The organism is Duganella rivi (genome assembly GCF_009857435.1).
Lineage (GTDB): Bacteria > Pseudomonadota > Gammaproteobacteria > Burkholderiales > Burkholderiaceae_D > Rugamonas > Rugamonas rivi.
Genome location: NZ_WWCK01000001.1, coordinates 346060 through 369749, shown reverse-complemented (window position 1 = coordinate 369749; position 23690 = coordinate 346060). Strand labels below are relative to the sequence as shown.

Here is a 23690-nt window from a genome sequence, read left to right as displayed (position 1 = left end):
ATCAGAAACGCTTGTTCAATTCAAAGCCGAAGTAGCGGACGTGGATATCGCCGCCGACATTCTGTCCCGCGTACGGGTTGTAGATGATGTTGAGGAAGGTGTTGCAGTTCATATTGCAGCTGGTGTTGGCCGGCGCGTAGAACTTGCCGGTCATGTAGGAACCAGTGACGTTGATGTCGGTGTTCTTGTCGAGCTTGTAGCCGATGCCGAGACTGCGCAGCTTGGTGTCCGGCAGCGGCGCCAGCAAGTCGATTTTGTCGGCCGGGATCGAGGTCTTGCGCGGCTCGTAGCCGATCCGTACCGCCAGCTTGTCGAGCGGATTGAGCTGCACACCGTAGGCAAAGTTGACCACGCTCTTGTAGCCGCGCGGGATGATCAGCTTGCCCGAATCCGGAATGCCGTACAGGCGCGCCACTTCCAGCAGCTTGACGCTCTGGTCGAACTGGAAGCGCAGCGCGTCCCAATCGCTCCAGCGCGCGTAGCTGGCGTCGACGTTGAGCTGGATGTATTTGATCGGCTTGAGTTTCACGCCCACCTGCAAGTGCGCAGGGAAGGGAATGGTGGCGCTCATATTGCCTTTTTGCTCGGCCGGGATCGAGGATGGGAAGCCCAGCACTGCGCCCGCAATCGGCCCCAGCAAGCTGGCGTTCATGCCGCGCACGAAGTTGCGCAGCATCGGCTCGGCTTTGAATACATAGGTGCCGGTGTAGTGGGTCTTGGAGCCGCTTTGGAATACCGCACCCAGCGCAAACTTGGGTGATGGTTCCCACAGCACGCCGAGGTTGATGGTCGGGTCGAACGGCGCGGTCAGTTCCAGCCGCATATTGGCGGCTTTCTTGAATGGACTGACCATGCCATCCTTGCCGCCACCGCACACGCCAAAGCCGAACACGTCGATGATGTTGCCACCATCTTCCGGGCACCAGCCTTTTTGCAGTTGGCCGAATACACCCAGCAACTCGTTCGGGAAGCGCATATTGGTGTCGACCACGAAGGCCGCGTGCGCAATCGGCACCGACACGCCAAAGCGCAGCGTCTCCGAATATTTGTAGCCGACCGACGGCGCCGCGTACACCAGCCGCTGGATTTGCTGTTGCCGTCCTTGATATTGGCCGGGATCGTTGGGATCGGTGGTGCGATCGAGACTCATGGCTTGCGACATATAGCTGTCGGTGGCAAACGTCCATGGCGAACCGGGCTTGTTCCACGACATGCCGATGCCGGGCACGGCCACCGCCGGCAAGCGCCAACCGGGCATGCCGTAGCCGGGCACGTACATGACCTGTCTGACCGGCCCGGTCGAGGTGTTGGACAGTGGGTCGTCGCGCCAGCCGCCGACGTCAAAGCCGTCGCCCGGCGTGAAGCGGGCGCTGGTGCGGATCGAAGCGACGAAGTTGTGGATGCTCTCGCTATCGCCCTCCAGCCGCGCCAGTCCGGCCGGGTTGAAGTGGATCGAAGCGATCCCTGGCGGGTCGGCAGTCACCGCGTTCCCCATCGCCATCGCAACCACGCTGGTAGTGAGGTTTTCAGTCAGCGCAGCGTGCGCCGGCACGCTGAGCGTGCTAGCCACGGCGGCAGCGATAAGGAGGCGGCGCATCATTAGAAGATCAACGGCAAGTTCATGCCCACGATCAGGTTAGGCGAGTCCGGCGTCAAGCCGATGCCGACCGAGAAGTTGACCGTGGTCTTGGGCGACACACGGTAGCCGAGGCCCATGTTGAGGATGCCCGAGGTTTGCATATGGGTCTTGGCTTCCAGTCCATCGGCAAAGCGCAGCTTGGAACCGGCCGAGATCGCTTCCTGGAAGGAGATGGTGGTGGAAATGCCGTACGACAGCGCGTACGCAAAGCCCAGGCCAAAGCCGACGCTCGGCCCCGGCGCCACGCGCGTCAAGATGCGCGAGCCGTTGACTTGCCACAGGTCTTTAGCCGGCAGGCTGGCGGTGAAGTTCACCGAGCCGAACAGCGCGACCGGGTCGACGATCTTGTTGACGTTGAGGCCGACCGTGGCGGCGCCGACGCCGCTGCCGGTCGCTTCGCCGCTGCCGGCAATGATCTTGAACGGGCTGCGGCCGGTCGGCAGGCGCACGTTGCCGGTGACGGTCAGGCCGGGCTGGTCGCGGCGCGCCTCGAACGGCTGCCAGCGCGCGCCGATGCCGATATCGCCGATCGAGTTGGACATGCCGCTGCGCGCCGCGGTGTCGGCATAGCGCGAGATCAGCGGCAGGGTGATGTTGGCGGTCAGGTTGTCGCGCACGCCGTAGTCGGCAGAGAACGAGTTGGTCACCGTGTGCGAGTTGTTGTTCTCGATGTTGAACAGGGTGGCGCTGCCGTTGCCGATGTCGGTCACGATGCGGTCTTCGCCGATGTAGTTGTAGCTGAGGTCGTACGTGACCGACAGCTGGTTGCGGCGGATCAGGGTGTATTGCTTGTCCACTGCCGTCAGGGTTTGCTTGAGCAGGGCGCTTTGATCGCCTTCGCCTTCTTTCTTGGCCAGCGCGTCGCGCGCGGCGTCAGCGGTGGCGGGCTGGCTGGCTTGTTGCGCCAGCACCGGGGCGGCGGCAAACGCGATGGCTACGGCAAGGGGTATGGTGCGTAACATCATGGGGACTTCCTTGTGAGAGGGGGATTAGTTGTGGCGCATCCAGGTGCCGGCTGCGCCCGAGTTGGTGGCGCGCATCAGCAGCTGGGCGGCATTGCTGAGCGGGTCTTGCCGCCCTTTGCCGGTGACGCGATCCATGTCGACCACGCCCAGTTCGAGATCGGTCAGCGCCAGCTGGCGCACCGGCTGCTGGCCCTTGGCCGGCGAGATGATGAACAAGGTGTTCTTGTCCCACCAGCGGGCGAACTCTTCGACCGAGAACACGATGTTGCCGGCCGACGGATCGGCAATGTAGACCACGCCGTCGCGGATGCCGCGCAGTACCACGAAGTGCTTGGAGCCGGCGTAGTCGATCGGCACGATGGCCGGCTCGTCGAGCGTCATCAAGTCCTTGATCTCGGCCTTGAAGCCGGCGCCGGACAAGCCCATGGAGCCGACGTAGCGCTTCATGTCCAGCAGCGAGAAACCGCGCCGCTCGATGATCTTGTCCTTCTCGCCTTTTTCCAGCATGCCTTCCATGGCTTGCTGCTCGTTGACCATCACGCCGAGGTGGTAGTTGAGGATGGTCACCAGCGCGGCCGAGCCGCAGCTGTAGTCGAACGCCTGCCGCACGATGTGCTTGTACTTGAGCTCGGAAAACGGCTCCAGCTTGACCGATTGCACGTAGGTGCCGCCCCCGCCCAGCAGGGTCTGCGGCATTTCGTACTGGTCCTTGGGACGGTCTTGCGGTTCGTGCCGCGACATGGCGCCGGCGCCGCCGATGAGGGCGGCGAGCACACCTAGAAGCAGGGCCAGCATGGCTCAGTGCTCGCGCGTTGCACGCAGGCGCGCGCGATAATTCAGGTGGTGGAAGGTCCGGTGCAAAGCTTTGGCGTGTGCTCCGCCCCGAGGCGTCGGGCGCCCCAATGCTGGTGTCATGGTGTCTCCAATATTCTTAATTCGAACGGTCGTGCTTTATTTAAGCGACAACTCGTCTTTTCATTTTTGTAAGTTATTAACGCATGCTTTTCCGCGCTGCCGCACCTGATTTTTTAGAAATGTGCTTCTAGGTTTTGTCGTGAAACCTATGCTAAGGCAGGCGACAAAAGTGCAACACGCTGTTCACTCTGGATGGCTCTCAGGGCCAAGTTGTTGGCCTTCGCGGTCAGCGCAACAAGCTAGACCCGTCGCGTAGCCGACTCATATGATTAATTTAATTAATATTCAAATATTAAGATTTTCACGCGGGGCGTGACCCAGATAAAAATTTTCATACAACCGGAGATAACAAATGCAAATCATCAAAACCGCAATCGCTGCCGCACTGGCAACCGTGGCGTTCTCGGCATCGGCCATGACCCCGATTCAGGACGCAGAGCTGAGCACCGTCAGCGGCCAGGACGGCGTGTCGATCGCTGCTAACCTGAACATCAAGATCGATTCCTTCGTCTATACCGACACCGACGCGCTCGACGCTAACGGCCTGGGCGGCGGCTCGGTGTCGTTCAACGGCATCAAGGTCAACGGCCTGATCGCTGCCAACATCGACATCCTGTCGAAAGCCTCGTTCCTGCAAGCGGCCGGCGCGGCCGGCGTGACCAACCCAGGCACGTTTTACAACCCAGCCACCGGCGGTGATGTCGTTCAGATCGCTATCCCTGCGAGCGTGGTAGCCGATGGCCACTACCTGAACGTGTCGGTCGACGCGATCAAGATGGGCAACAACGCTGCCTCGTTCGGTTCGGTCGCGATGAACCAGATCGACATGCGCGGCACCACCGTGTGGATCTTCGCCCACTAATCGGCTCGGCTCCTCAGGCCTGTAGCTTGGCCTGATGAGTCATGGACGGTACAAGCTGCGGGATCATAAACTGGTTCCGCAGTATCAAAAAAACACACACCGCTGCAAAACTATTAAAACCATCAACGGAGACGATCACATGCAATTCATCAAAACCGCAGCTGCTGCAGCACTGGCAACCCTGGCCTTCTCGGCATCGGCCATGACCCCAATTCAAGACGCAGAGCTGAGCACTGTCAGCGGCCAGGACGGCGTGTCGATCGCTGCCAACCTGAACATCAAAATCAACTCCTTCACCTACACCGACACCGACGCGCTGGACGCCAACGGTCTGGGTGGCGGTTCGGTATCGTTCAACGGCATCAAGGTCAACGGCCTGATCGCTGCGAACATCGACATCCTGTCGAAGAACTCGTTCCTGGCTGCGGCTACCGCTGCCGGCGTGACCAACCCAGGCACCTTCTACAATCCAACCACCGGCGGCGACGTGGTGCAGATCGCCATCCCATCGACCGTCGTGGCTGACGGCCACTACCTGAACGTGTCGGTAGACGCGATCAAGATGGGCAACAACGCTGCCTCGTTCGGCTCGGTCGCCATGAACCAGATCGATATGCGCGGTACCACCGTGTGGATCTTCGCTCACTAATCAGTTGAGCGGCGGCGGTTGCGCACGGGCCAACCCCAGCAACTGCCGCTCCCTATCTCATGACTTCTACATTACTGCGCCGGCTGGTGCTGGTCGCGGCGCTGCTGTGCGGCATGCACGCGGCGTCGGCACAGATGCAGCCTATGAGCGAGGACGAGCTATCGGCCGTCAACGGCCAGGGCTTGGTCACCATGACCAACAGCAGCTTGAACGGCTTCGACTTCAGCAAGATCGCGCTGGACGCGGACATCACGCTGAGCGCCAACCTGCGCAATATACGGCTGGGCGAGTACGCCTACGCCGCCCGCAACGGCAGCGGCGCCGATCTCGATATCCCGCTGCTGCAATTCGGCCGCAGCGATGGCACCGACGCGCAGCGCGTGGTGCAGATCAGTAATCCCTATTTTGAATTCGTCTACAAGAATGCGGCCGATGGCGCCTCGCGCGAGGCGATCGGCATGCGTTTTGGCTTTGAATCGATCAGCGGCGATATTGGTTTGCGGATTACGACTTTGTCCGGCTCGATGCAGGTGACCGGCACGGCGGCCGATGGCAGCACCATCGTACTCGACTCGCGCACTGACGGCGGCGGCAAGCGCTGGGATGGCGCGTGCACGGCGCCTTGCCTGACCCTGTCGCAATTGGGCGGCGTGACGGCAGGCGATGCCAGTGGCGGTAGCCGCGACTTCTGGATTTCGCTGTTGAAGACGGCGGTGCAATTCCCAACCACCAACGGCGCGCCGGCCAACGACACGGCGCAAGCAGGCATGTGGCTGAACTGGCGCGATAAATTGCAGGCGCTCGCCACCAACGGCGTCGCGCCGCCTAATTTGCCGAAGGGCCGCTGATGCGAGGCGCGCTGATGGTGGGCTTGCTGTTGTTCATGTCGGCCGCTTCGGCGATGGAACCGATGAGCGACAGTGCCTTGTCCTCGGTGCGCGGACGTGATGGCGTCAGCTTTGATCTGAACGGCTTTGCCATGAGCGGCGATGCGCGTGTCAGCTACACCACGCCGGTCGGCAGCAGCTTGTACGTGGAAAAATTTCATGCTTCGCGCAGCGATAATCCGCTGCCGTTTTCCGATCCGTATCGCCTCGATATTTTGCCGTCGGCACCGGGACTGGCGGATTACATTAAGATCGCTTTCCCGACCAACATCAATGGCGATCAGCGCTGGCAGCTGGCGTACGACTGGGGCGTGGGCGCGAATGGCGTGGTGCGCGAGCAGGGCAGTGTGGTGGTCAAGGATTTGGTGTTTTATGGCGGCGGCTTGCAGTTCACCACGCCACAGGTCAATGACGGCATTGCGTTTGGCGCGGCGCTGAAAATGGATATTGGCCAACTGTCGTTCCAGCCGCGCGGGCGCGATGATGCGACCGAGGCGATGGTGATGAGTGGCGTACACATTGCCGGCGTGGATGGCAATCCGTGGGTGATTGCGCATGTGGCGGCGCAGCCGGCCGTGATCAATGCGCTTAATGATGAGAACGGGCCGCGTCTGCACATCGGCATTGATTGGCCGGATGCGCGTTATGGCAATGGGCAGGCGTCGGCGGGCAGCATCGTGGTTGATAATATTTCGTTCGTGAGTCCGGGGCAGCCGACGGTGGATCTCGGTTCGTCGCGGATTGGATCGGTGCAGATCCAGTACCTCGATATCAAGTTCAAGCAATGATGAAGCGCGCGCTGATTTTATTGCTGATGGCGGGCGCGGCGCATGGTGGCGAGCTAAAGCCGCTGGACGACAAGGAATTGTCGCAGGTGAGCGGCGGCGACGGCATCAGCTTTGCCGCGCACGTGGTGCTGAATGATCCGACGCTGGTGGGGGCGGTGAGCGATAGCCGCTTGTCGCTGGGCTTCAGTGGTGGTGGGCAGAATCGCTACATCGTGTTCAAGAATGTGCGCGGGACGGTGGATATGTTTGCCGTCAGCCTCGGCGTGCAGACGCGCACCGATGGCGGCGGCGACTACATCGCCATCGGGCTGCCGGGCTATGTGCACTACACCAATCTCGGCTTTGAATCGCTGAGCGTGCAGAACGATCCCACCGCGCCGGTGACCAACAGCCTAGGCAGCCTCAACATCAACGGCACGGTTTCGCTACAAGGCCAAGTCCGCTTTTGGGGGCACTGATCGCGATGGCCAGCGCCCCCGAACTCGGCGCGTTTTGATAACGCCTGCTTACCCCGCACGGCGAGCCAAGGGTCAGACCCCGTACGGGGTCTGACCCTACGGTTTGCGGGGTTCAGTAGCAAACACACACAATGCGATCAGCGGAAACGCGAGTCCTGTCCAGAGTACCCCCGTCCAGCCGTGGGCCGCAAACATCCAGCCGCCTAACGATGAACCTATCGCACCACCCATGAAGAACAGCGCCATGTACAGGCCATTCAAGCGGCTACGGATTTCCGGCGGCAGCGCGAAGATGGCGCGCTGGCCCGTCACCAGGTTGGCCGACACGCCCATGTCCAAAATAATCGAAGTCAGCACCAGCACGCCCAAGTCCACCAGGCGGCTGCCATGAATCGCCAGCGGCAGCGCAAACGCCAGCGCTCCCAGCGACAGCGCGATCACGGTAGTCGAACGGCTCTTGCCCTGATCCGCGCGATGGCCTGCAATCGGCGACGCAATCGCCCCCGCCACACCCACCAGCGCAAAGATCGCCACACCAGTCTGGCTGATCTGGAAATACGGCCCGGTCAACTCCAGCGACACGCAAGTCCAGAACAAGCTGAACGCCCCAAACATGCACGCCTGATAAGCCGCGCGGCGACGCAGGATCGGCGTGGTTTTCAGCAGATGCCACATCGAACCGAGCAGCTCGAAGTAGTGCATGCCGCCTTCCGGCTGGCGCTTCGGCAGCTTGGCCCGCAGCAGCAAGGCCAGCGCCGCCGTGGTGATGGCCGACAGCACGAAGATCGCATGCCAGCCAAACGCATCGGCCACAAGGCTGGACACTGGCCGCGCCAGCATGATGCCCATCAGCAGGCCGCTCATTACTTTGCCTACGGTCTTGCCGCGCGTCTCCGGCTTCGACAAGTGCGCCGCGAACGGAACCACGATCTGCGCCGCCACCGAGCCAAGGCCGATGCACAGCGCCGCAAACAGGAACAGGTTGGCGCTGCTGGTCATCGAGGCCGCCAGCAAGGCCACCGCCGTGGTCAGCAGGGCCGTCACGATCAGGCGGCGGTTCTCCAGCAAGTCCCCGAGCGGCACGATGAACAGCAGGCCGATGCAGTAGCCGATCTGCGTCAGCGTGACGATCAAACCAGCCGCGCCGGGATCAAGGCCGGTGGCTTTGCTGATCGGGCCGATCAGCGTTTGTGCGTAATACAGGTTGGCGACGATCAGGCCGGTCGCAATGGCAAACAGCCAGACCATGCCGGGCGTAATGTCGTGCTTGTTGTGCTCCATTGATTACAGCCCCGCCTGTTCACGGGCCAGCGACTGGCGTACTTCGGCGGTAATTTCGTACGAACGCAGGCGCTGCGCGTGTGCATAGATTTGCGAGGTAATCATCAGCTCATCGGCGCCGGTGCGGGCGATGAAGTCCTGGATCTGCTTGCTCACCGTGTCCGCCGCGCCGATGGCGGTGCAGGACAACACGGAGTCCAGCATCGCCCGTTCCGGCAGGCCCAGCGATTCGAGGTAGCCGGCTTTCGGCGGCGGCAGTTGCGACGGCCGGCCGGTGCGCAGGTTGACGAAGGCTTGCTGCATGGAGGTGGCGCGGAAATGCGCTTCTTCATTGGTATCGGCGGCAAACACGTTGAAGCCGAGCATGACGTAAGGCTTGCTCAGCTGCGCCGACGGCTGGAAGTTGGCGCGGTACAGCGACAGCGCCTGCATCATCATCTGCGGCGCAAAGTGCGAGGCGAATGCGAACGGCAGGCCGAGGTGCGCTGCCAGTTGCGCGCCGAAGGTGCTGGAGCCAAGTATCCACATCGGCACTTTCGCGCCTTTGCCCGGCACGGCCAGCACGCGCTGGCGCGGATTGTCGGACATGTAGTCTTGCAGTTCCAGCACGTCCTGCGGGAAGGCGTCGGCGTCCGACTCAAGATTGCGGCGCAGGGCGCGCGCGGTGGTGTGGTCGGAACCGGGCGCGCGGCCGAGGCCGAGGTCGATACGGCCTGGGAACAGCGCCTCCAGCGTGCCGAATTGTTCGGCAATCACCAGCGGCGAGTGGTTCGGCAGCATGATGCCGCCGGCGCCGACGCGGATGGTGCTGGTGCCGCCGGCCACGTGGGCCATGACCACTGCCGTGGCCGCGCTGGCAATGCCGGGCATGCCGTGGTGTTCGGCCAGCCAGTAGCGCTGGTAACCCCAGCGTTCGCCGTGTTGCGCCAAGTCCAGCGTGTTGCGGAACGAGGCGGAAGGATTGCTGCCTTCGGCAATCGGGGAGAGGTCAAGTATGGAAAATGGAATCATGGTGCTACCTAATCTGAAGTGGACTAACAAGCCCATTGAAAGAGTGTGGGTATAATCTTTCTTAATGGATAGAGAAGCATACACAGATTGGCTCAAGCGTGCTGGCGGCGCCCTGGTTTGCGCCGCCGCTGCCTTGAATGCAGTCGCGGCGCCGCTGGTCGTGCTCGTCGATACGGGCACGGAAATGCCGATGGCCGCTTTCCGCGATGGCCAGATCGTCGAGGGTATACACAAAGACGTGGGCGAGGCGCTAGCTAGTAAATTGGGCCGCGAGGCCAGCTTTCTGCTGCTGCCGCGCAAGCGCATCGCGATGGCGCTGGAATCGGGGCAGGCGGACGTGGTGTGCTTGTATCTGCCGCCGTGGTTGCCGGGGCAATTTCAATGGTCGCGCGGCTTTTTCCCCGTGTCCGAGGTGGTGGTGACCGATACCTCGGTGCCGCAGCCGAATAAACTCAGTGATTTAAATGGCCAGCCCGTGGCGACAGTATTGGGTTATTACTATCCCGAATTGGAGAAAGCCATGGGCAAGGGTTTTGTGCGCGATGATGGCCATTCGTCATCGGGTAATTTGCGCAAATTGGCGGCCGGCCGTTTGCATCATGCTATCACCCAGAAAAACACGCTTGATTATTATCTCAAGGTTGGCGAGAAACTATCGATATATCCGCCGCTGGTGGTGAAAACTTATAAAGCCCAGTGCGCCGTCTCGCCGCAAGGCCGGGTACGCCTGGTCGAGGTAAATAAAGCAATCGATCAGATGATTAAAGACGGAAGTGTGAGCAAAATACTCAGTAATTATCAAAGTCGCCTTAAATAATGTTTTATTTTGCCGACGGTTTTCAAAAATACTTTCTGACCGGCCATAATCCTGATTTACCATTGGAAACTCCCAATGTAAATCTCCGATCCAATGGCCCGCGCTCTTTTCCTCGCTTTGCTGCTGGCGTTCAGCCAGACCGTTTATGCCGCCGGCCAGTTGTACCGCGTGACGCATGAGGGTAAAACCAGTTATCTCTATGGCACTATTCACGTCGGACGCGACGGCACCTATCCGCTCGATGCGGTGGCGGCGCGGGCGCTGCTCGATTCCAAGGCGCTGGTGATCGAACTCGATATCCGTGAAGACAAGGCCTTCCAGCTGGCGTTGACCCGCCACGCGCGCTACCCGGAAGGCGACTCGGTGCAAAAACATTTGACGCCGGCCACGCTCGCCAAGATGGAACAGGCGCTGGCGCGCGCCAACATTCCGCTGGCATCGGTGCAGCACTACAAGCCGTGGCTGATAGCCAATCTGCTGGTGGGCGCGGAACTCGACCTGCACGGCTACCAGCGCAGCCAGGCGGTGGAGTACGCGCTGCTGGCCGCCGCGCAAAAACAGGACAAGACGGTGCGCGAGTTGGAGAGCGCTGATTATCAGCTGGGCTTGTTCGATAGCCTGGACGAGCGCCAGCAAGAGCAGTACCTGCTCGAAAATCTGGCCGACCTAGCCGACGGCGACTCCCTGAAAAAATCACAGGCCTTGATCGATGCCTGGAGCGCCGCCGACGGCGCGCGCATCAACGCGGCGTGGCAATCCGCTACCAGCGGCGACAGCGTCAGCGCTGGATTCATGAGCCGCGTCTTGCTCGGCAAGCGCAATCCCGAGATGGCCGCCAACATCGAGCGCATCATGCAGCAAGACCAAGTGGCTTTTGTCGGTGTCGGCATGCTGCACCTGGTCGGTGATGACGGCTTGCCGCAATTGCTTAAGCGGCGCGGCTACCAGGTCGAACAGCTGTACTAATAAAACTGCACCGTGCTGTTGCTGTAGCGGACGCGGTCACCGATCTTGTAGCTGGGCTCGGATTCCACCACCACAACTTGGGTGCTGCCGTCATCGAGCCGCATCGTGATGCGGTAGACCTTGTCGGTTGGCATGCCGCCGGCCGCCGCCGCGCCGAGCATGCCCACGCCCACGTCCTGCCGCTGCAATTGATCAATCGCCTGTACCACGCCGACGCCGGCTTGCGCCGAGCTTGGTGCCGGCATGGGCGCTGAAGCCGCCATTGGCGCAGGCGCCGGGCCGGTCATGTCATTGCCGGTGGTGCTAGCGGATTTGTTCATCCTGTCCGCGCAGGCCGCCATGGAGAGGGCACACAGCGCCATGGCACACAGAGTCATCTTCTTCATTTTCGCCTCCCTAAATAGTGTGAGAGGCGCGCGGCGGAACTTCGTTCCCTTACCTATGGCTTGGATTGATATACATCAATTGAAACATGCTACCTACACGCAATAATTGTCGAGTATCACTTTAAAGGACATCGATATGTTGACACGCGTGACAGACACTATTATCGAAGAGTTAATTGCCGCCACGTGCAAGGACGCGCGCAGCCGGCACTTTCTTCTTCATGCACTGCACGGCTTGGTTCGCGTGGCCAAGGCCGAACAACTCCAGGAAATGCGGCAAGACGTGGCGCTCGCCACGCGCGATCTCAATCTGCCGGAAGGATGCGATAGCGACTCCACAGAGCCCACATAAAGGCCGACGCCAGCACTGCCGCGTTGCAATCGACCAGCCAATCCGATACCGCGCCATGGCGGTAGGGGAAGAAGCTTTGCACCACCTCGTCCAGCGCGCCCATCAGCGCGATGGTGAGCACGGCCTTGACTGCGCGCAGCCCAAGTCCGCCGTGGCTGCCGGTGTAAATCAGGAAGGCCAGCCCAGCGTAGGCAATCGAATGCAGGATGACGCCGGTGGCGACCTGGCCGATATCCTGGCGCGCACCGGGGATCGAGCCGAGCACGAGAATCAGCAGGTACAGCACGATGGCAGTCCAGTAGCGCAGGCGGGCGTGGGAAGAGGTAAGGAGCAGTTGTTTGAGCATGGGGCAGACAATACCATGCACCGCAAGAGAAGGGGAGTGGCGCGCCGATTCCCGGCGCGCCTAGTCTTCAGTCATGCCTATCGGTTGCATGTACTTAAGATGTAGCCAGTATAGGCAGCGTTTGTTACGGCGTTATGACAGCGGGCAAAAAAAAGCCCGCTGACTTGAGCGGGCTTAAAACTATTTTCTTGGAGGAGAATAGTGGAGACAGGTGTAATTATGCTGCGTCGCCAGATATGTGTCTAATTGTTGTTTCAGATACCAGACATCAGGTTTAAGCATAACTCCGCACTCATCGGTTGACATCGAGCGTTTGCTTGGCTAAATTAGTTAACACGTTAACGAATTTGGAGCGGCGTTCAATGGAACAGTTCGACATCCCGGTAGCAGCAGGCGCGCTCGGCGCCACCTTGTGGCAAGCGCAGTCGCCGCGCGCGGTGGTGCTGCTGCATCCGGCTACGGCCGTCACGCAGGGTTACTACCAGGCGTTTGCCACGTATCTGCACGGTCTCGGTCTGCACGTGCTGACCTACGACTATCGCGGCACCGGCCGTTCGCGCAACGGATCGTTGCGCGACTGCGCGGTGTCGATGGCCGATTGGATGGAGGAGGACGTCGGCGCGGTGACGCGCTGGGCTGCCGCGCGCTTCCCCGATCTGCCACTGCTGGCGGTGGGCCACAGCGTCGGCGGCCATGCGATTGCGCTGTCCTCGGCCACGCCGCAGTTGCGGGCGGCGGTCATCATCGCGGCGCACGCCGGTGTGACGCGCACCATCACCGGCACGCTGGAGCGTTTGCGCGTGTGGGCGGTGATGCGCTTGCTGGCGCCGCTGCTGTGCCGCGTGTTCGGCTACATGCCGGGGCGACGTCTCGGGTTGGGCGAGGATTTGCCAGGGCCGGTGATGCTGCAATGGAGCCGCTGGACGACGCTGCCGCATTACTTCTACGACGATCCGGCCATGGACGCCAAACGGCGCGTGGCGCGGGTGGATTTGCCGCTGCTGGTGCTGGGCTTTGAGGATGATCCGTGGGCCAATCGCCGCGCCATGGATTTATTGCTGCATCCGCTGGTGAATGCGCGCATCGAGCGCCGTCATGTGACGCCGCGCGAAGCGGGCTTGCCGGCCATCGGCCACATGGGCTTCTTCCGCAAGCGCAGCGCGGATGCGCTGTGGCCGCAGGTCGGCAACTGGCTGCTGGGGGCGGCATGAGCAGTGCGCCGCCGCGGTTTGGATTTTTGCTGAACCGCGCCTATCGCGGCTTGCAGCGCTGGGTGGAGACGCGTCCGCACGCGTGGGAGGGGATTAGTTCGGCGCAGGTGGGCTTGCTGTTCTTCCTGGAGTCCACGCCCAACGCCAAGATCGGCGAGATCGCCGAGGCGCTGCACGTAGCGCCGGCCGCCGTCACCAATCTCTCCAAGCGCATGCAGGCGGGCGGCTTGATCGAGCGCACCGGCGACGTCAGCGACGGCCGCGCCACGCGCTTGCGCCTGACGTCCGACGGCGAACGCGCCAGCCGCCAATCGCGCCGCCTGCTCGATCAGCTGAACGGCCACCTCAAGTCCGGCTTCACCGAAGCGGAACTGGCCGTGGTGGCGCGCTGGCTGGAACAGGTGGCGGCGCTGTCCGACGATTAGTTGACCGGCACCGTGTAGTTCAGCGCCAGGCGGCCGCCGTCGACGTACAGGGTTTGGCCGGTCATGTAGCTGGCGTCGTCGCTGGCGAGGAAGGCGGCAATCGAGGCCACTTCTTCCGGCTCGCCGCAGCGGCCCATCGGCGTGCGCGACAAAATGGTGTGGCGCGACTCCGGGCTCGACATCACGGCTTGCTTGGCCAGTTCGGTCAAGATGGTGCCGGGGCCGATGCCGTTGACGCGGATGCCGTGCGACACCAGATTCAGCGACATCACCTTGGTCAGCTGGTTGATCGCGCCTTTCGACACCACGTACGGCACCTGGTTCGGAATCGCCAGTTCGGCGTTCACGCTGGACATATTGATGATAGCACCGCTCTGCTGCTTGACCATCTCACGCGCCACTGCTTGGCCGCACAGGAACATGGACTTCAGGTTGATGCGCATCACGCGGTCGAAATCTTCCTCGCAGACGTCGAGGAAATTGGCGGCGTGGGTGACGCCGGCGTTATTGATCAGGATATCGATGCGGCTGAAGGCGGCAAGGGTGGCGGCCACCATGGCGTTAACATCGGCCTTCTGGCTGACATCAGCGGCGAAAAAGCGGGCTTGATCGCCCAGCTTGGCGGCGGCTTCGGCGCCCTCCGGCTTGATGTCCACCAGCATGACCTTGGCGCCTTCGTTAATCAAGCGCTGGGCGCAGGCCAGCCCGATGCCTTGGGTGGCGCCGGTCACGATCGCGACTTTTTGGGATAATTTCATGGGAGTGAGCTTTCTTTGGTGGTGAACCCAAATTTTAACAGCCCCCCGTGGGCGGGTTACAATAGAGGGTTTGCAATTTTCTTTAGGGGGCCGTCGTGACTTTTATTAACAAATTATCCGCCGCCTGGACGGCCAACGACTCCCTGTTGTGCGTCGGCCTGGATCCAGATATGGCCAAGCTGCCGGCCCAGTTCCAGAACGACCCGCAAGGCATTTATCACTTCTGCCGCGAGATCATCGACGCGACCGCCGACCTGGCGTGCTCGTTCAAGCCGCAGATCGCCTACTTTGCCGCGCTGAGCGCGGAAGACCAGTTGCAGAAAATCTGCGATTACGTGCGCGAGAATTATCCCCACATTCCGCTGATTATGGATGCCAAGCGTGGCGACATCGGCGCGACGGCGCGCCAGTATGCGCGTGAATCGTACGACCGCTATGGCGCGGATGCGGTGACCGTCAACCCGTACATGGGCTTTGATTCGGTTGAGCCGTACATGGAGTGGAGCGATCGCGGCGTGATTATTCTGTGCCGCACCTCGAATGCGGGCGGCTCGGACTTGCAGTTCCTGGATGTGGGCGGCAAGCCGCTGTACCAGCACGTGGCGCAGTTGGTGGCGCAGAAGTGGAACAAAACCGGACAGTGCGCGCTGGTGGTTGGTGCGACTTTCCCGGAAGAGTTGGCGCAGGTACGTGCGATTGTCGGCGAGATGCCGCTGCTGGTGCCTGGCATCGGCGCGCAAGGTGGCGATATTGCGGCGACCGTGAAATCGGGCCGCACCGCGAGCGGCGCCGGCATGATGATCAACTCCTCGCGCGCGATTTTGTACGCGACCCCAACGGCGGGGGAAGACTTCGCGATGGCCGCGCGGCGCGTCGCGTTAGAAACCCGGGACGCTATCAACCAATATCGCGCCTAACACCCCGCAGCCCGCATGCCGGGGTCTGACCCCGTACGGGGTCAGACCCCTTTTTGCCTAGGGTTACTGCGCGGGAGCGACTAGTTCAGCGTATTCATACAGCTCGCCGAGGATTTGTTCGGCGCGCTCGTCTGCATACTGCTGCAACTCGTCGATCTTCGCAAAGTAATCGTCAATAGTACGCGCACCGCCAGCACCCTCATACAAGCGCGAGGCGCGATGCTGCTCCCAATGCTCCATCTCGGTTTCCGACAAGGTCTCCGGGAAGTTGCGCGCGCGGTAGCGGAACAGCAGCTCCGCCAAACGCCCGTCGCTGAACGACGGCGACGCCACCGCCAAGCGCGCCGGCGACTCGCGCCGCAGCGTGTCGAGCAAGCGCCGGTCTTCCTTGCTGATGAAGCCGTTGTACAAATCCTCATCCACATCCAGCGGCTCGCCAGCCGGACGGTAGAACACTTCTTCCCACACTTTGCTCAGATCCGGCCCAGCCGCAGCAATCGCCGCGTGCGCCTTGCCCTGCTCGATATCCATGCCCCACTTGGCCGCCATGGCCGGCGACAAAGTCTTCAGATTCGACACCAGCATCGGCGATTTATTCAGATGAATACTCTTCACCGGCAAGCGCGTCACGCCTTCCGGCAGCGCATCTGAGCGGGTGAAAATGCGCATGCGAATGGTGTCCGCATCCAGTGTGAACAGCTCGCTCGGATCGTAAGTGCAATCCCAAACGATGACTTCATTCTTGTTGGTCGGATGCGTACCCAGGGGATACACCAGCGCGATGCAGCCGCGCTCGGCCGGGAACATGCCGCTCACGTGCAGGAACGGCTGGCGCAGGTTGGCCGCGAGGTGCATGCCGATTTCGTCCGCCACGCGATCCTTCTTGTGCAGCGCGAAGCAGAAGTCGAACAGTTTGGGCTGATGCTGCTTGATCAAGCGCGCCAAGGCGATGGTGGCGCGCACGTCCGACAGTGCATCGTGCGCGGACTCGTGCAGCAGGCCGTTGGCCTTGGCCAAATCTTCCAGCTTGAAGCTCGGCTTGCCGTCTTCCTTGACCGGCCAGTTGATGCCCTCCGGCCGCAGCGCGTAAGTCATGCGCACCACGTCCAGCAGATCCCAGCGGCCGCATTGGTTTTGCCACTCGCGCGCGTACGGATCGATCAGGTTGCGCCAGAACATGAAGCGGGTGATCTCGTCATCGAAGCGGATGGTGTTGTAGCCGACGCCGATGGTGCCCGGCTGCGAGAAGGCCTGCTCGATGGTGGCCGCAAACTGGTGCTCGGCCACGCCCCATTCAAGGCACTGCTGCGGCGTGATGCCGGTAATCAGGCAAGATTGCGGATCCGGCAGGAAATCATTGGCCGGCTTGCAATACAGCATGATCGGATCGCCGATTTCGTTGAGGTCGGCGTCAGTGCGGATCGCGGCGAATTGCGCCGGGCGGTCGCGGCGCGCCACCGCGCCGAAAGTTTCGTAGTCGTGCCAGAGGAAAGTCTGATTGGTCATAGGTGCTACAGTTATTTTAAATTCTGCCGATAATTCCAGCGTGTTCAATGAGGAGCAATATTATGGCTACTCCAGTTTCCGTTACGTCGGGCAGCACGGCCACGCCGGTTCAGTCGCGCGACGATAAACCCGTATCGGCAGCCGCCAAGGCCAAAGCCGATCTCAATGTGTCTATCGTACAAGCTTCCTTGACGGTATCGTTAAATTCTTCGAACGAACCGCTGTCGGTGGTGCTGAAAACCGCGCTGACCGGCATTAACGAGGCGCTCAAGGACGATTTCGGCGATAACGCCATCCAGAACGCCGTCTCGCAGGATAATACGCCGGAGGGCACGGCTGGCCGCATTGTATCGCTGTCCACGGCATTTTACGAAGCCTATAAGCAGCAGCATCCCGGCGAGGATGAGACCGAAACGCTGAATAATTTCATCGGCACGCTGAAAAAGGGCGTTGACCAGGGCTTCAAGGAAGCGCGCGATGTGTTGCAGAGCTTGAAGGTGCTGAATGGCGATATCGCCAGTAATATCGACAAGACCTACGACCTGGTGCAGCAGGGCTATGCCGATTTCATCGCCGCCCATCAGCCTAAGCCGCGGGAAGAAGAGGCGGCTCAGGCCGCGACCTGATTGCGGCCGTTTTCCTTGGCGCGGTAGAGCGCCGCATCGGCGGCCTGGATCAAGTCCTGCTCGCTTTGCTGCGGCTGCAAGACTGCCACGCCGAACGAGGCGGTAATGTGCGGCAGCGGCTGGCGCATGTCGCCGAACACTTTCGCTTGCCGCATGCGTTCGCACAGGCGCTCGGCCACCGACACCGCGACCTTGTCGCTGGTATCGGGCAGCAGCACCATCATTTCCTCGCCGCCGTAGCGCACCGCAAAATCGGTGGGGCGCAGCGCGCCGCTCAGCACCTGCGCGGCCGCGCGCAGCGCTTCGTCGCCGGCCACGTGGCCGTGGCTGTCGTTGAATTTTTTAAAGTGATCGAGATCGATCATGATCAGCGCCAGCGGCGCGTTGGAGCCGTGCGCGGTGGCAACCATGGTCGGCAGCAGGTCGTTCAGCCAGGCGCGGTTGTACAAGCCGGTCAGGCCGTCGATCATTGATAGCTGGCGGTAGAACTCGCCCAGCTTCTGGCGGCGGCGCAACTGGGCATTGGCGGCGCGGATGCGGAACGACAGCAGGCGCAGCAGATTACGCGCCAACACGTTCGATTCATCGATCAACTGCCACACGAGGTCGGCCTCGACCACCAGCACTTCGCTTTGCTCCAGCGCGGTGATGTGGGCCAGGTTGGTTTCTTCATCCAGCACCGATTGCTCGCCCACGCTTTCACCGGGCAGGATTTTGCTGACCGTGCCGTCGGCCATGCCGGTGCGGGTATCATTGGTGACCGACAGCGCGCCGCGCAGCAAGATGTACAGGCGCGCGCGGCCCGATTCGGCCACGGCTTCGTCGGCTTCCACCTGCATGATAGGGCAGTGCGCCAGCATTTTGGCGACGGCGGCGTCATCGTCGGAATTGCGCAGCAGTTGTAAATCGCTGATCCGGTAGCTCGATAAGCCAAAGGTGCTGATTTGTTTCATGCAAGAAGAATATAGCTGGTTCAATATTGGACATATTGTTGCACACATGAGTCGAGGAGTGCTTCAATACCGGCATCACAACATCACCGGAAACAACATGGCTTACATAGACGCGCTGGGCGCCGAGCACCAACCCGATCCAAACGCGCGCATCGTCTCGCTGGTGCCGTCGATTACCGAGCTGCTGTGCGACCTTGGCCTCAGTGGGCAGGTGGTAGGGCGCACCGGCTTTTGCATCCATCCGTGGGACGTGGTGCAAACCATACCCAAGGTGGGCGGCACCAAGGATGTGAACCTGGAAAAAATCCGCGCGCTGGCGCCGACCCACGTGGTGCTGAATATCGACGAGAACGAAAAGCCGACCGCCGATGCGCTGGCCGAGTTCGTGCCCAATCTGGTGGTGACGCATCCGCTACGCCCGCGCGACAATCTCGACCTGGCGCGCTTGATGGGCGGGGTGTTCTGCCGCGAGCAGCAGGCAACCGAATGGTGCGCCGCGTTTGAGACCGAGTACGCGCTGCTGCAAGCCGCGCCGAAAGGGCCGCAGCAAACCATGCTGTACTGCGTGTGGCAAGACCCGTGGATGACGATTTCGCAGGACACCTACATCGCCCGCATGCTGGAAGAAATTGGCTGGAGCGTGCCGGATCTGGGCGAGTCGCGCTACCCGGAGTTCCGCTGGTCTTCGGAGTTGATTAACGGCATAGACGGCGTGCTGCTATCGAGCGAACCGTATCGCTTTACCGAGGCGCACGCGGATGTGCTGGAACGCCAAATTGGCAAGCCGGTGCTGCTGGTCGATGGGGAAATGATGTCGTGGTATGGCAGCCGTTCGCTGCAAGGCTTGAAGTACTTGCGGGAGCTGACGCAAAGATAGGCGCCGGCTCCCGTTGCGGAATTATTCTTCGTCCGCGTCGGCCACTACAGCGGCCGATACTAAGCCAGCGCCGGCGGCGTGGCGCTTGTTATCGTGCAGCTTGCCGACCGCACTATCGACCGCGCGCTTCAGCTTATCGGTCGCGCCGCTGATGGCTTGATGCAGCGTGGCCGCATGGTCGCTGACGGCAATTGGTTGAAGTCCGTTAAGGCGGGCTTCCATCAGGCAGCGATTGTCGCCGTCGGCCGACTTCTGGCCAAGGTTATCGCTGAGATGGACTTCGACGCGGGTGATTTGCTCGCCGAAGCGGTGGAGGGCATTGCTCACGACAGTCTGCACGTGTTCGTCGAGACCAGAATGACGTTCGATGGTTTTGTCAGTGTTAATTTGGATTTGCATACGCTTGCTCCTGTTGTTGGACTGCGTGACCATCTTACTCCTTCCGAGCTTAAGTGAACGTTAAATATCTAACCGGCAAGGCCACGGCTGCCGTCGACGTTCAAGAGTTGGTATCGCGCCGGCGATTCTTCCAACGCATTGCTCTGCTTGAGCTGAGCAAGCAGCAAGTCCAAATCTGCGTAATTGAATTGTGCGCACCAGCGCGCCATCTTGGCTAGGCTGCGTACAAATTCTGCAGGCTGGTTTTGCCGGGTGAGCACGCGCACGCAGTCGATATATTGCGGGTGAAATAAAGTCGGGATGATGATACGGTGCAGTCCGACGCGAGATAGTTCAGCATTCATCACCAGCCGCGAGAGCCGGCCGTTACCATCGTCAAAAGGATGGATTTCTGAGATCAGAAAAGCATAGAAAATGGCGCGCGCAAATCCTTCTGGGATGGACAGTGCAATGCGCGATCCTCCCTCAATGGTACCGCGCACATGGGAAGGCTTTACGAATTCAGTCGTGCCCGCGTAGTTCGATTGGCTTTTAATGGTGCCCGGATGTGCCTCGGGCCGCATGCGCAGCATCTGCCCGTGCCACTCGCTCAAGCCTGGTAGAAAGTCGTCGCCTGCAACTGGTGGACTGTGCCTGTATGGTACTTCGACCGCGAGGCGGAATACGCCCAGAATGTCGTGAGAATCTTTGGGGCGGCTCTCCACAATCTTGTTATGGATGACAATGTCGCGGGCATCTTCAATGGCGAACTTGGTGCCCTCCACGAAGTTGGAGAAGTAGGATTCAATGAACGCCGCGTGGTGTCTTGATGGCCCGCGTGGAATGGTGTCTTCAATGCGTGGCAGTGTTGCAGCGCGCAGGTAATCGGCGAGTAGATTGAAGCGTTCAATGCGCTCTTTGTCCACGGGCTTGCCAATGGCGACTTGAATCCCCTCTGGGGTTTTGAGTTCTCCGCGCTGATGCGTGCCTAGTAGCTCTCCGATGAGACGGCGCAAGGTCGCCGCCTCCGCTTCGAGTCTCAAGCTTTGCGTCAGGACCACAGCTTCGTCGCGGATGGCGTTCAGCGCGTGTTCGCCGGATGAGTTTAACGTTGTGATGAGGCGATGCTCAACCTCCTCTTGTCCTGCGCGAATCGAAGATTTCCGGCCCAAATTTTCGAGTAAGCCGCGGGTGCGGCCAGAGTAGTGTAGGCCGGATTGACTGAGTGGCATGTCACCGGCAAGAAAGCCGGCGCCATTGCGAATTTCGATGGTGAGGCCTGGAAGTGTGACTTTTCGCCGAGTCAAAGTGGGATGCGAAATAACCAGCATGCCATCTTTGGGGCCGCCGAAGAGTGCGCTCTTGTGTGAAACCACGCCGCCTGACGCTACCACGCCCGCCACTTTCGCCCAATGTGACCGAACGCGGCGCTCAATACTTGGTGCGCCGCCTTCAGCGTTGACGTACAGACCCTTGTAAATCCTGACGAAAACGCCGTGCTTTGCTTGTCGCTCAAGACGTTTGCGATCGGCGACCGTGAGCTGCGCCGCAATGTAGACATCTTCCCATGGTGCGGCCTTTAGACTGTTGCCTAGCTGGGATTTGGAGAGGGTGTTCATATGGCGGCGATGTCGTTTTCCCTCTCAATTTTGGCACAAAAGGTCGGTCAATGTCGTTTACGTTCGCAGTATTTGGTGTTTTTGTCGTTTTCTCTCGCGGAATTGCGTCTGTCGTTTAGGCTCGCATTTTCCGGTCAAATATTGGCGGAATGTCGTTTTCATTCGCGGAATGGAGCTATTTTGTCGTTTTCGCTCGCATTTTTCTAGCCGTTGAGAAGGGATGCGGCGATGTTGATCGACAGGCCCAGGATAGCCAGGTTGTAGAAGAAGCACAGTACCGACTGGCCCAGCACCACTTGCCGCAGGCGGCGGTTGCGCACGGCGACGTCCGAGGTTTGCACCGCCACGCTGATGGTGAACGAGAAGTACAGGAAGTCCCAGTAGTTCGGCGCCAGGTCGCCATCAGGAAAGCCGAGCGGCTTGTCGTCGCTGTCGTCGATGTAGTACAGGTGGGCATAGTGCGAGCAGAACATGACGCCGACCATGAACCACGAGCCGATCAAGGTCGCCACGCTCAGGGCGTAGCGCTGCAGCAAATCATCCGACGGCTTGCCCGCCGCCAGCTGCGAGATGATGGCCACCAGGCTGAGCATCACCGCCAGCGACAGCACGGCCAGGATCACCGGCCCGCGCTCATCCTGGCGGCAGGCGGCGCGCTTGATGTCGTGGTGGTCGGCTTGCGCCATCATCCACGCCATGGTGGCGAGGTAAGTCCACACCAGCACGTTCCAGCACGCCAGCAATTGCTTCTGCCACGGCCACGTCTCCGGCACGATCAGGCTGGCCGCCACGCCCAGCACGATCGCGGTGCTCAGGTGCGGGCGGCTGTGGATGATGGCGGGCAGGCGGAAACTCATTTCTTGTCCTCGTGCGGGAAGCGGTCCATGCGCGATAGTACCGGGAACAGCACGGTCCAGGCGCCGACTACGGCCAAGGTTGCCGCGCCGCCGAACAGGATCGCGCGCGTCAGGCCCAGCCAGCCGGCGGTGATGCCCGATTCAAACTCGCCCAATTCGTTGGAGGCGCCGATGAACACCGAGTTGACCGCGCTGACGCGGCCGCGAATTTCATCCGGCGTTTCGTATTGCACCAGCAGGTGGCGCACGTAGACGCTGATCATGTCGCCAGCGCCCATCAGGAACAAGGCCGCCAGCGCGATAACGAAGCTGGTGGTGGCGCCAAGCACGATGGTGCAGACGCCAAACACGGCCACGCCGCCCAGCATCCACGCACCGACGCGGCGGGTAATCGGGAAGAAGGCCAGTGCAATTGAACACAGTGCCGCACCCACGCCCGGCATGGTGCGCAGCGCGCCAAGGCCGCTCGGGCCGACGTGCAGCACGTCATGCGCCAGCGCCGGCAGCAGGGCGGTGGCGCCGCCGAACAGCACCGCGAACAGGTCGAGCGAAATCGCGCCCAGCACGATCTTGCGCGACCAGACGAAGCGCAAGCCTTCCAGCACTGTATGCCACGAGGCCGGGCCGCTGGCGCTGGGCTGCTTGACCGATTTCACCAGCGACATCATTACCACCGCCGCCAGCAGCAGCGCCGAGGAAATCATATAAACCGTTTTCGGCCCGGCCAGGTAGAACAGTCCGCCCAGCGTCGGGCCCAGAATCACGGCCACGTGGAAGCTGGAAGAACTCAGCGCCACCGCTTTGCTGAAGCTTTCCTGCGGCACCAGGTTGACCAGGATGGCTTGCGTGGCCGGCCCCATGAAGGCACGCGCGCTGCCATACACCACCAGCACCGCAAACACCGGCCACACGGCGCTCAGCCCGGTGTAAGTGAAGGCCAGCAGCATCAGGCCGCACAGCAGTTGCGCGCCGAGCGCGAGGGCGATCAGGGTGCGGCGGTCATAGCGGTCGGCGACGTGGCCGGCGATCAGGATCAGGGCAAGGAAGGGCAGGAACTGCGCGAGGCCGATCAGGCCAAGGTCGAACAGGTTGTGCGTCATCGAATAGACTTGCCAGCCGATGGCGACGTTTTGCATTTGCACGGCCAGGGTGGCCAGCGTTCGAGCGGAGAGGTAGAGGGTGAAGTTGCGGTGGCGTAGGACGCTGAAACCGTTGCGTGAATTACTGTCGGACATTGGTGC

At 61.1% G+C, this 23690-nt stretch carries 26 protein-coding genes; 12 read left to right on the top strand and 14 right to left on the bottom strand.

Annotation, left to right across the window (positions count from 1 at the left end):
• Position 1 precedes the first annotated feature (1 nt).
• The 3 genes from GTP45_RS01860 to GTP45_RS01850 are packed head-to-tail and all read right to left on the bottom strand — an operon-like array spanning position 2 to position 3399.
• A complete protein-coding gene (locus GTP45_RS01860) occupies positions 2–1600 on the bottom strand; it encodes an OmpP1/FadL family transporter (RefSeq protein ID WP_161012176.1) in 1599 nt (532 codons plus the stop codon).
• On the bottom strand, positions 1600–2604 hold the full coding sequence (locus GTP45_RS01855) for a transporter (protein ID WP_161012175.1): 1005 nt from the start codon (positions 2602–2604) through the stop codon (positions 1600–1602). The genes GTP45_RS01860 and GTP45_RS01855 overlap by 1 nt, the downstream gene beginning before the upstream one ends.
• A gap of 24 nt (positions 2605–2628) precedes the next feature.
• On the bottom strand, positions 2629–3399 hold the full coding sequence (locus GTP45_RS01850) for a C39 family peptidase (protein WP_161012174.1): 771 nt from the start codon (positions 3397–3399) through the stop codon (positions 2629–2631).
• A gap of 472 nt (positions 3400–3871) precedes the next feature.
• Between GTP45_RS01850 and GTP45_RS01845 the strand changes: the two genes are divergently transcribed.
• From GTP45_RS01845 to GTP45_RS01825, 5 genes are all read left to right on the top strand, one after another.
• Positions 3872–4381, top strand: coding sequence for a DUF6160 family protein (locus GTP45_RS01845; protein WP_161012173.1), 510 nt, complete (start codon positions 3872–3874; stop codon positions 4379–4381).
• Between the two features lie 139 nt (positions 4382–4520).
• Positions 4521–5030 carry a DUF6160 family protein gene (locus tag GTP45_RS01840; protein ID WP_161012172.1) on the top strand — a complete coding sequence of 170 codons (510 nt, stop codon included), beginning with the start codon at positions 4521–4523 and terminating at the stop codon, positions 5028–5030.
• A gap of 59 nt (positions 5031–5089) precedes the next feature.
• On the top strand, positions 5090–5878 hold the full coding sequence (locus GTP45_RS01835) for a hypothetical protein (RefSeq protein WP_161012171.1): 789 nt from the start codon (positions 5090–5092) through the stop codon (positions 5876–5878).
• Positions 5878–6705 carry a DUF6160 family protein gene (locus tag GTP45_RS01830; protein WP_161012170.1) on the top strand — a complete coding sequence of 276 codons (828 nt, stop codon included), beginning with the start codon at positions 5878–5880 and terminating at the stop codon, positions 6703–6705. Before GTP45_RS01835 ends, GTP45_RS01830 begins: the two co-directional genes overlap by 1 nt.
• Complete coding sequence (locus GTP45_RS01825; RefSeq protein WP_229258297.1) at positions 6702–7163, top strand: bacteriocin; 462 nt, start codon at positions 6702–6704, stop codon at positions 7161–7163. The genes GTP45_RS01830 and GTP45_RS01825 overlap by 4 nt, the downstream gene beginning before the upstream one ends.
• 96 nt (positions 7164–7259) lie before the next feature.
• Here the strand turns inward: GTP45_RS01825 and GTP45_RS01820 are convergent, their stop codons facing one another.
• Both GTP45_RS01820 and GTP45_RS01815 read right to left on the bottom strand, forming a co-directional pair.
• Positions 7260–8411: an MFS transporter gene (locus GTP45_RS01820; protein ID WP_161012687.1), complete on the bottom strand. Its 1152-nt coding sequence runs from the start codon at positions 8409–8411 to the stop codon at positions 7260–7262.
• A 36-nt stretch (positions 8412–8447) separates the two neighbouring features.
• On the bottom strand, positions 8448–9455 hold the full coding sequence (locus tag GTP45_RS01815) for an LLM class flavin-dependent oxidoreductase (RefSeq protein ID WP_161012169.1): 1008 nt from the start codon (positions 9453–9455) through the stop codon (positions 8448–8450).
• Between the two features lie 64 nt (positions 9456–9519).
• Here GTP45_RS01815 and GTP45_RS01810 point away from each other — a divergent pair, with 64 nt between their 5' ends.
• Both GTP45_RS01810 and GTP45_RS01805 read left to right on the top strand, forming a co-directional pair.
• On the top strand, positions 9520–10272 hold the full coding sequence (locus tag GTP45_RS01810) for a substrate-binding periplasmic protein (RefSeq protein ID WP_161012168.1): 753 nt from the start codon (positions 9520–9522) through the stop codon (positions 10270–10272).
• Between the two features lie 93 nt (positions 10273–10365).
• Positions 10366–11238 (top strand): TraB/GumN family protein, encoded by an 873-nt coding sequence (locus GTP45_RS01805; protein ID WP_161012167.1) that lies wholly within the window; start codon positions 10366–10368, stop codon positions 11236–11238.
• Here GTP45_RS01805 and GTP45_RS01800 read toward each other — a convergent pair.
• Complete coding sequence (locus GTP45_RS01800; protein ID WP_161012166.1) at positions 11235–11624, bottom strand: hypothetical protein; 390 nt, start codon at positions 11622–11624, stop codon at positions 11235–11237. The genes GTP45_RS01805 and GTP45_RS01800 overlap by 4 nt on opposite strands.
• Positions 11625–11929: 305 nt before the next feature.
• Positions 11930–12322, bottom strand: coding sequence for a VanZ family protein (locus tag GTP45_RS01795; RefSeq protein ID WP_161012165.1), 393 nt, complete (start codon positions 12320–12322; stop codon positions 11930–11932).
• A 362-nt stretch (positions 12323–12684) separates the two neighbouring features.
• Between GTP45_RS01795 and GTP45_RS01790 the strand changes: the two genes are divergently transcribed.
• Positions 12685–13533: an alpha/beta hydrolase family protein gene (locus GTP45_RS01790; protein WP_161012164.1), complete on the top strand. Its 849-nt coding sequence runs from the start codon at positions 12685–12687 to the stop codon at positions 13531–13533.
• Entirely contained in the window at positions 13530–13958 is a 429-nt protein-coding gene (locus tag GTP45_RS01785) for a MarR family winged helix-turn-helix transcriptional regulator (protein WP_161012163.1), read from the top strand. Before GTP45_RS01790 ends, GTP45_RS01785 begins: the two co-directional genes overlap by 4 nt.
• Here GTP45_RS01785 and GTP45_RS01780 read toward each other — a convergent pair.
• Positions 13955–14716 (bottom strand): SDR family NAD(P)-dependent oxidoreductase, encoded by a 762-nt coding sequence (locus GTP45_RS01780; protein ID WP_161012162.1) that lies wholly within the window; start codon positions 14714–14716, stop codon positions 13955–13957. The two genes, GTP45_RS01785 and GTP45_RS01780, sit on opposite strands and share 4 nt — an antisense overlap.
• A gap of 95 nt (positions 14717–14811) precedes the next feature.
• Here GTP45_RS01780 and pyrF point away from each other — a divergent pair, with 95 nt between their 5' ends.
• Entirely contained in the window at positions 14812–15633 is an 822-nt protein-coding gene (pyrF, locus tag GTP45_RS01775; protein WP_161012161.1) for an orotidine-5'-phosphate decarboxylase, read from the top strand.
• 63 nt (positions 15634–15696) lie between these two features.
• Here the strand turns inward: pyrF and sbcB are convergent, their stop codons facing one another.
• The gene (gene sbcB / locus GTP45_RS01770; RefSeq protein ID WP_161012160.1) at positions 15697–17139 is read right to left on the bottom strand and encodes an exodeoxyribonuclease I; all 1443 of its coding nucleotides are present in this window, start codon (positions 17137–17139) and stop codon (positions 15697–15699) included.
• Positions 17140–17201: 62 nt separating this feature from the next.
• On the opposite strand from sbcB, the gene GTP45_RS01765 reads away from it, so the two are divergent.
• Positions 17202–17765, top strand: coding sequence for a DUF5610 domain-containing protein (locus GTP45_RS01765; RefSeq protein WP_161012159.1), 564 nt, complete (start codon positions 17202–17204; stop codon positions 17763–17765).
• On the opposite strand, the gene GTP45_RS01760 is transcribed toward GTP45_RS01765, so the two are convergent.
• On the bottom strand, positions 17750–18718 hold the full coding sequence (locus tag GTP45_RS01760) for a GGDEF domain-containing protein (protein WP_161012158.1): 969 nt from the start codon (positions 18716–18718) through the stop codon (positions 17750–17752). The two genes, GTP45_RS01765 and GTP45_RS01760, sit on opposite strands and share 16 nt — an antisense overlap.
• A gap of 97 nt (positions 18719–18815) precedes the next feature.
• On the opposite strand from GTP45_RS01760, the gene GTP45_RS01755 reads away from it, so the two are divergent.
• Positions 18816–19595 carry a helical backbone metal receptor gene (locus tag GTP45_RS01755; protein WP_161012157.1) on the top strand — a complete coding sequence of 260 codons (780 nt, stop codon included), beginning with the start codon at positions 18816–18818 and terminating at the stop codon, positions 19593–19595.
• Positions 19596–19616: 21 nt separating this feature from the next.
• Here the strand turns inward: GTP45_RS01755 and GTP45_RS01750 are convergent, their stop codons facing one another.
• From GTP45_RS01750 to GTP45_RS01735, 4 genes are all read right to left on the bottom strand, one after another.
• Entirely contained in the window at positions 19617–19994 is a 378-nt protein-coding gene (locus GTP45_RS01750) for an HPF/RaiA family ribosome-associated protein (protein ID WP_161012156.1), read from the bottom strand.
• 68 nt (positions 19995–20062) lie between these two features.
• On the bottom strand, positions 20063–21592 hold the full coding sequence (locus GTP45_RS01745; RefSeq protein WP_217363281.1) for a Fic family protein: 1530 nt from the start codon (positions 21590–21592) through the stop codon (positions 20063–20065).
• A 203-nt stretch (positions 21593–21795) separates the two neighbouring features.
• Entirely contained in the window at positions 21796–22449 is a 654-nt protein-coding gene (locus GTP45_RS01740; RefSeq protein ID WP_161012155.1) for a DUF1345 domain-containing protein, read from the bottom strand.
• Positions 22446–23684 (bottom strand): MFS transporter, encoded by a 1239-nt coding sequence (locus GTP45_RS01735; protein WP_161012154.1) that lies wholly within the window; start codon positions 23682–23684, stop codon positions 22446–22448. The genes GTP45_RS01740 and GTP45_RS01735 overlap by 4 nt, the downstream gene beginning before the upstream one ends.
• Between the last annotated feature and the right edge of the window lie 6 nt (positions 23685–23690).

What these genes read in the sequence shown, in the direction of transcription:
- GTP45_RS01795 (WP_161012165.1), bottom strand. Translation starts at nt 12,322, where the DNA reads ATGCTCAAACAACTGCTCCTTACCTCTTCCCACGCCCGCCTGCGCTAC.
- GTP45_RS01780 (WP_161012162.1), bottom strand. Translation starts at nt 14,716, where the DNA reads ATGAAATTATCCCAAAAAGTCGCGATCGTGACCGGCGCCACCCAAGGC.
- GTP45_RS01855 (WP_161012175.1), bottom strand. Translation starts at nt 2,604, where the DNA reads ATGATGTTACGCACCATACCCCTTGCCGTAGCCATCGCGTTTGCCGCC.
- GTP45_RS01785 (WP_161012163.1), top strand. Translation starts at nt 13,530, where the DNA reads ATGAGCAGTGCGCCGCCGCGGTTTGGATTTTTGCTGAACCGCGCCTAT.
- GTP45_RS01760 (WP_161012158.1), bottom strand. Translation starts at nt 18,718, where the DNA reads ATGAAACAAATCAGCACCTTTGGCTTATCGAGCTACCGGATCAGCGAT.
- GTP45_RS01850 (WP_161012174.1), bottom strand. Translation starts at nt 3,399, where the DNA reads ATGCTGGCCCTGCTTCTAGGTGTGCTCGCCGCCCTCATCGGCGGCGCC.
- sbcB (WP_161012160.1), bottom strand. Translation starts at nt 17,139, where the DNA reads ATGACCAATCAGACTTTCCTCTGGCACGACTACGAAACTTTCGGCGCG.
- GTP45_RS01745 (WP_217363281.1), bottom strand. Translation starts at nt 21,592, where the DNA reads ATGAACACCCTCTCCAAATCCCAGCTAGGCAACAGTCTAAAGGCCGCA.
- GTP45_RS01825 (WP_229258297.1), top strand. Translation starts at nt 6,702, where the DNA reads ATGATGAAGCGCGCGCTGATTTTATTGCTGATGGCGGGCGCGGCGCAT.
- GTP45_RS01835 (WP_161012171.1), top strand. Translation starts at nt 5,090, where the DNA reads ATGACTTCTACATTACTGCGCCGGCTGGTGCTGGTCGCGGCGCTGCTG.
- GTP45_RS01740 (WP_161012155.1), bottom strand. Translation starts at nt 22,449, where the DNA reads ATGAGTTTCCGCCTGCCCGCCATCATCCACAGCCGCCCGCACCTGAGC.
- GTP45_RS01755 (WP_161012157.1), top strand. Translation starts at nt 18,816, where the DNA reads ATGGCTTACATAGACGCGCTGGGCGCCGAGCACCAACCCGATCCAAAC.
- GTP45_RS01790 (WP_161012164.1), top strand. Translation starts at nt 12,685, where the DNA reads ATGGAACAGTTCGACATCCCGGTAGCAGCAGGCGCGCTCGGCGCCACC.
- GTP45_RS01800 (WP_161012166.1), bottom strand. Translation starts at nt 11,624, where the DNA reads ATGAAGAAGATGACTCTGTGTGCCATGGCGCTGTGTGCCCTCTCCATG.
- GTP45_RS01860 (WP_161012176.1), bottom strand. Translation starts at nt 1,600, where the DNA reads ATGATGCGCCGCCTCCTTATCGCTGCCGCCGTGGCTAGCACGCTCAGC.
- GTP45_RS01845 (WP_161012173.1), top strand. Translation starts at nt 3,872, where the DNA reads ATGCAAATCATCAAAACCGCAATCGCTGCCGCACTGGCAACCGTGGCG.
- GTP45_RS01805 (WP_161012167.1), top strand. Translation starts at nt 10,366, where the DNA reads ATGGCCCGCGCTCTTTTCCTCGCTTTGCTGCTGGCGTTCAGCCAGACC.
- GTP45_RS01820 (WP_161012687.1), bottom strand. Translation starts at nt 8,411, where the DNA reads ATGGTCTGGCTGTTTGCCATTGCGACCGGCCTGATCGTCGCCAACCTG.
- GTP45_RS01815 (WP_161012169.1), bottom strand. Translation starts at nt 9,455, where the DNA reads ATGATTCCATTTTCCATACTTGACCTCTCCCCGATTGCCGAAGGCAGC.
- GTP45_RS01765 (WP_161012159.1), top strand. Translation starts at nt 17,202, where the DNA reads ATGGCTACTCCAGTTTCCGTTACGTCGGGCAGCACGGCCACGCCGGTT.
- GTP45_RS01840 (WP_161012172.1), top strand. Translation starts at nt 4,521, where the DNA reads ATGCAATTCATCAAAACCGCAGCTGCTGCAGCACTGGCAACCCTGGCC.
- GTP45_RS01810 (WP_161012168.1), top strand. Translation starts at nt 9,520, where the DNA reads ATGGATAGAGAAGCATACACAGATTGGCTCAAGCGTGCTGGCGGCGCC.
- GTP45_RS01750 (WP_161012156.1), bottom strand. Translation starts at nt 19,994, where the DNA reads ATGCAAATCCAAATTAACACTGACAAAACCATCGAACGTCATTCTGGT.
- GTP45_RS01830 (WP_161012170.1), top strand. Translation starts at nt 5,878, where the DNA reads ATGCGAGGCGCGCTGATGGTGGGCTTGCTGTTGTTCATGTCGGCCGCT.
- GTP45_RS01735 (WP_161012154.1), bottom strand. Translation starts at nt 23,684, where the DNA reads ATGTCCGACAGTAATTCACGCAACGGTTTCAGCGTCCTACGCCACCGC.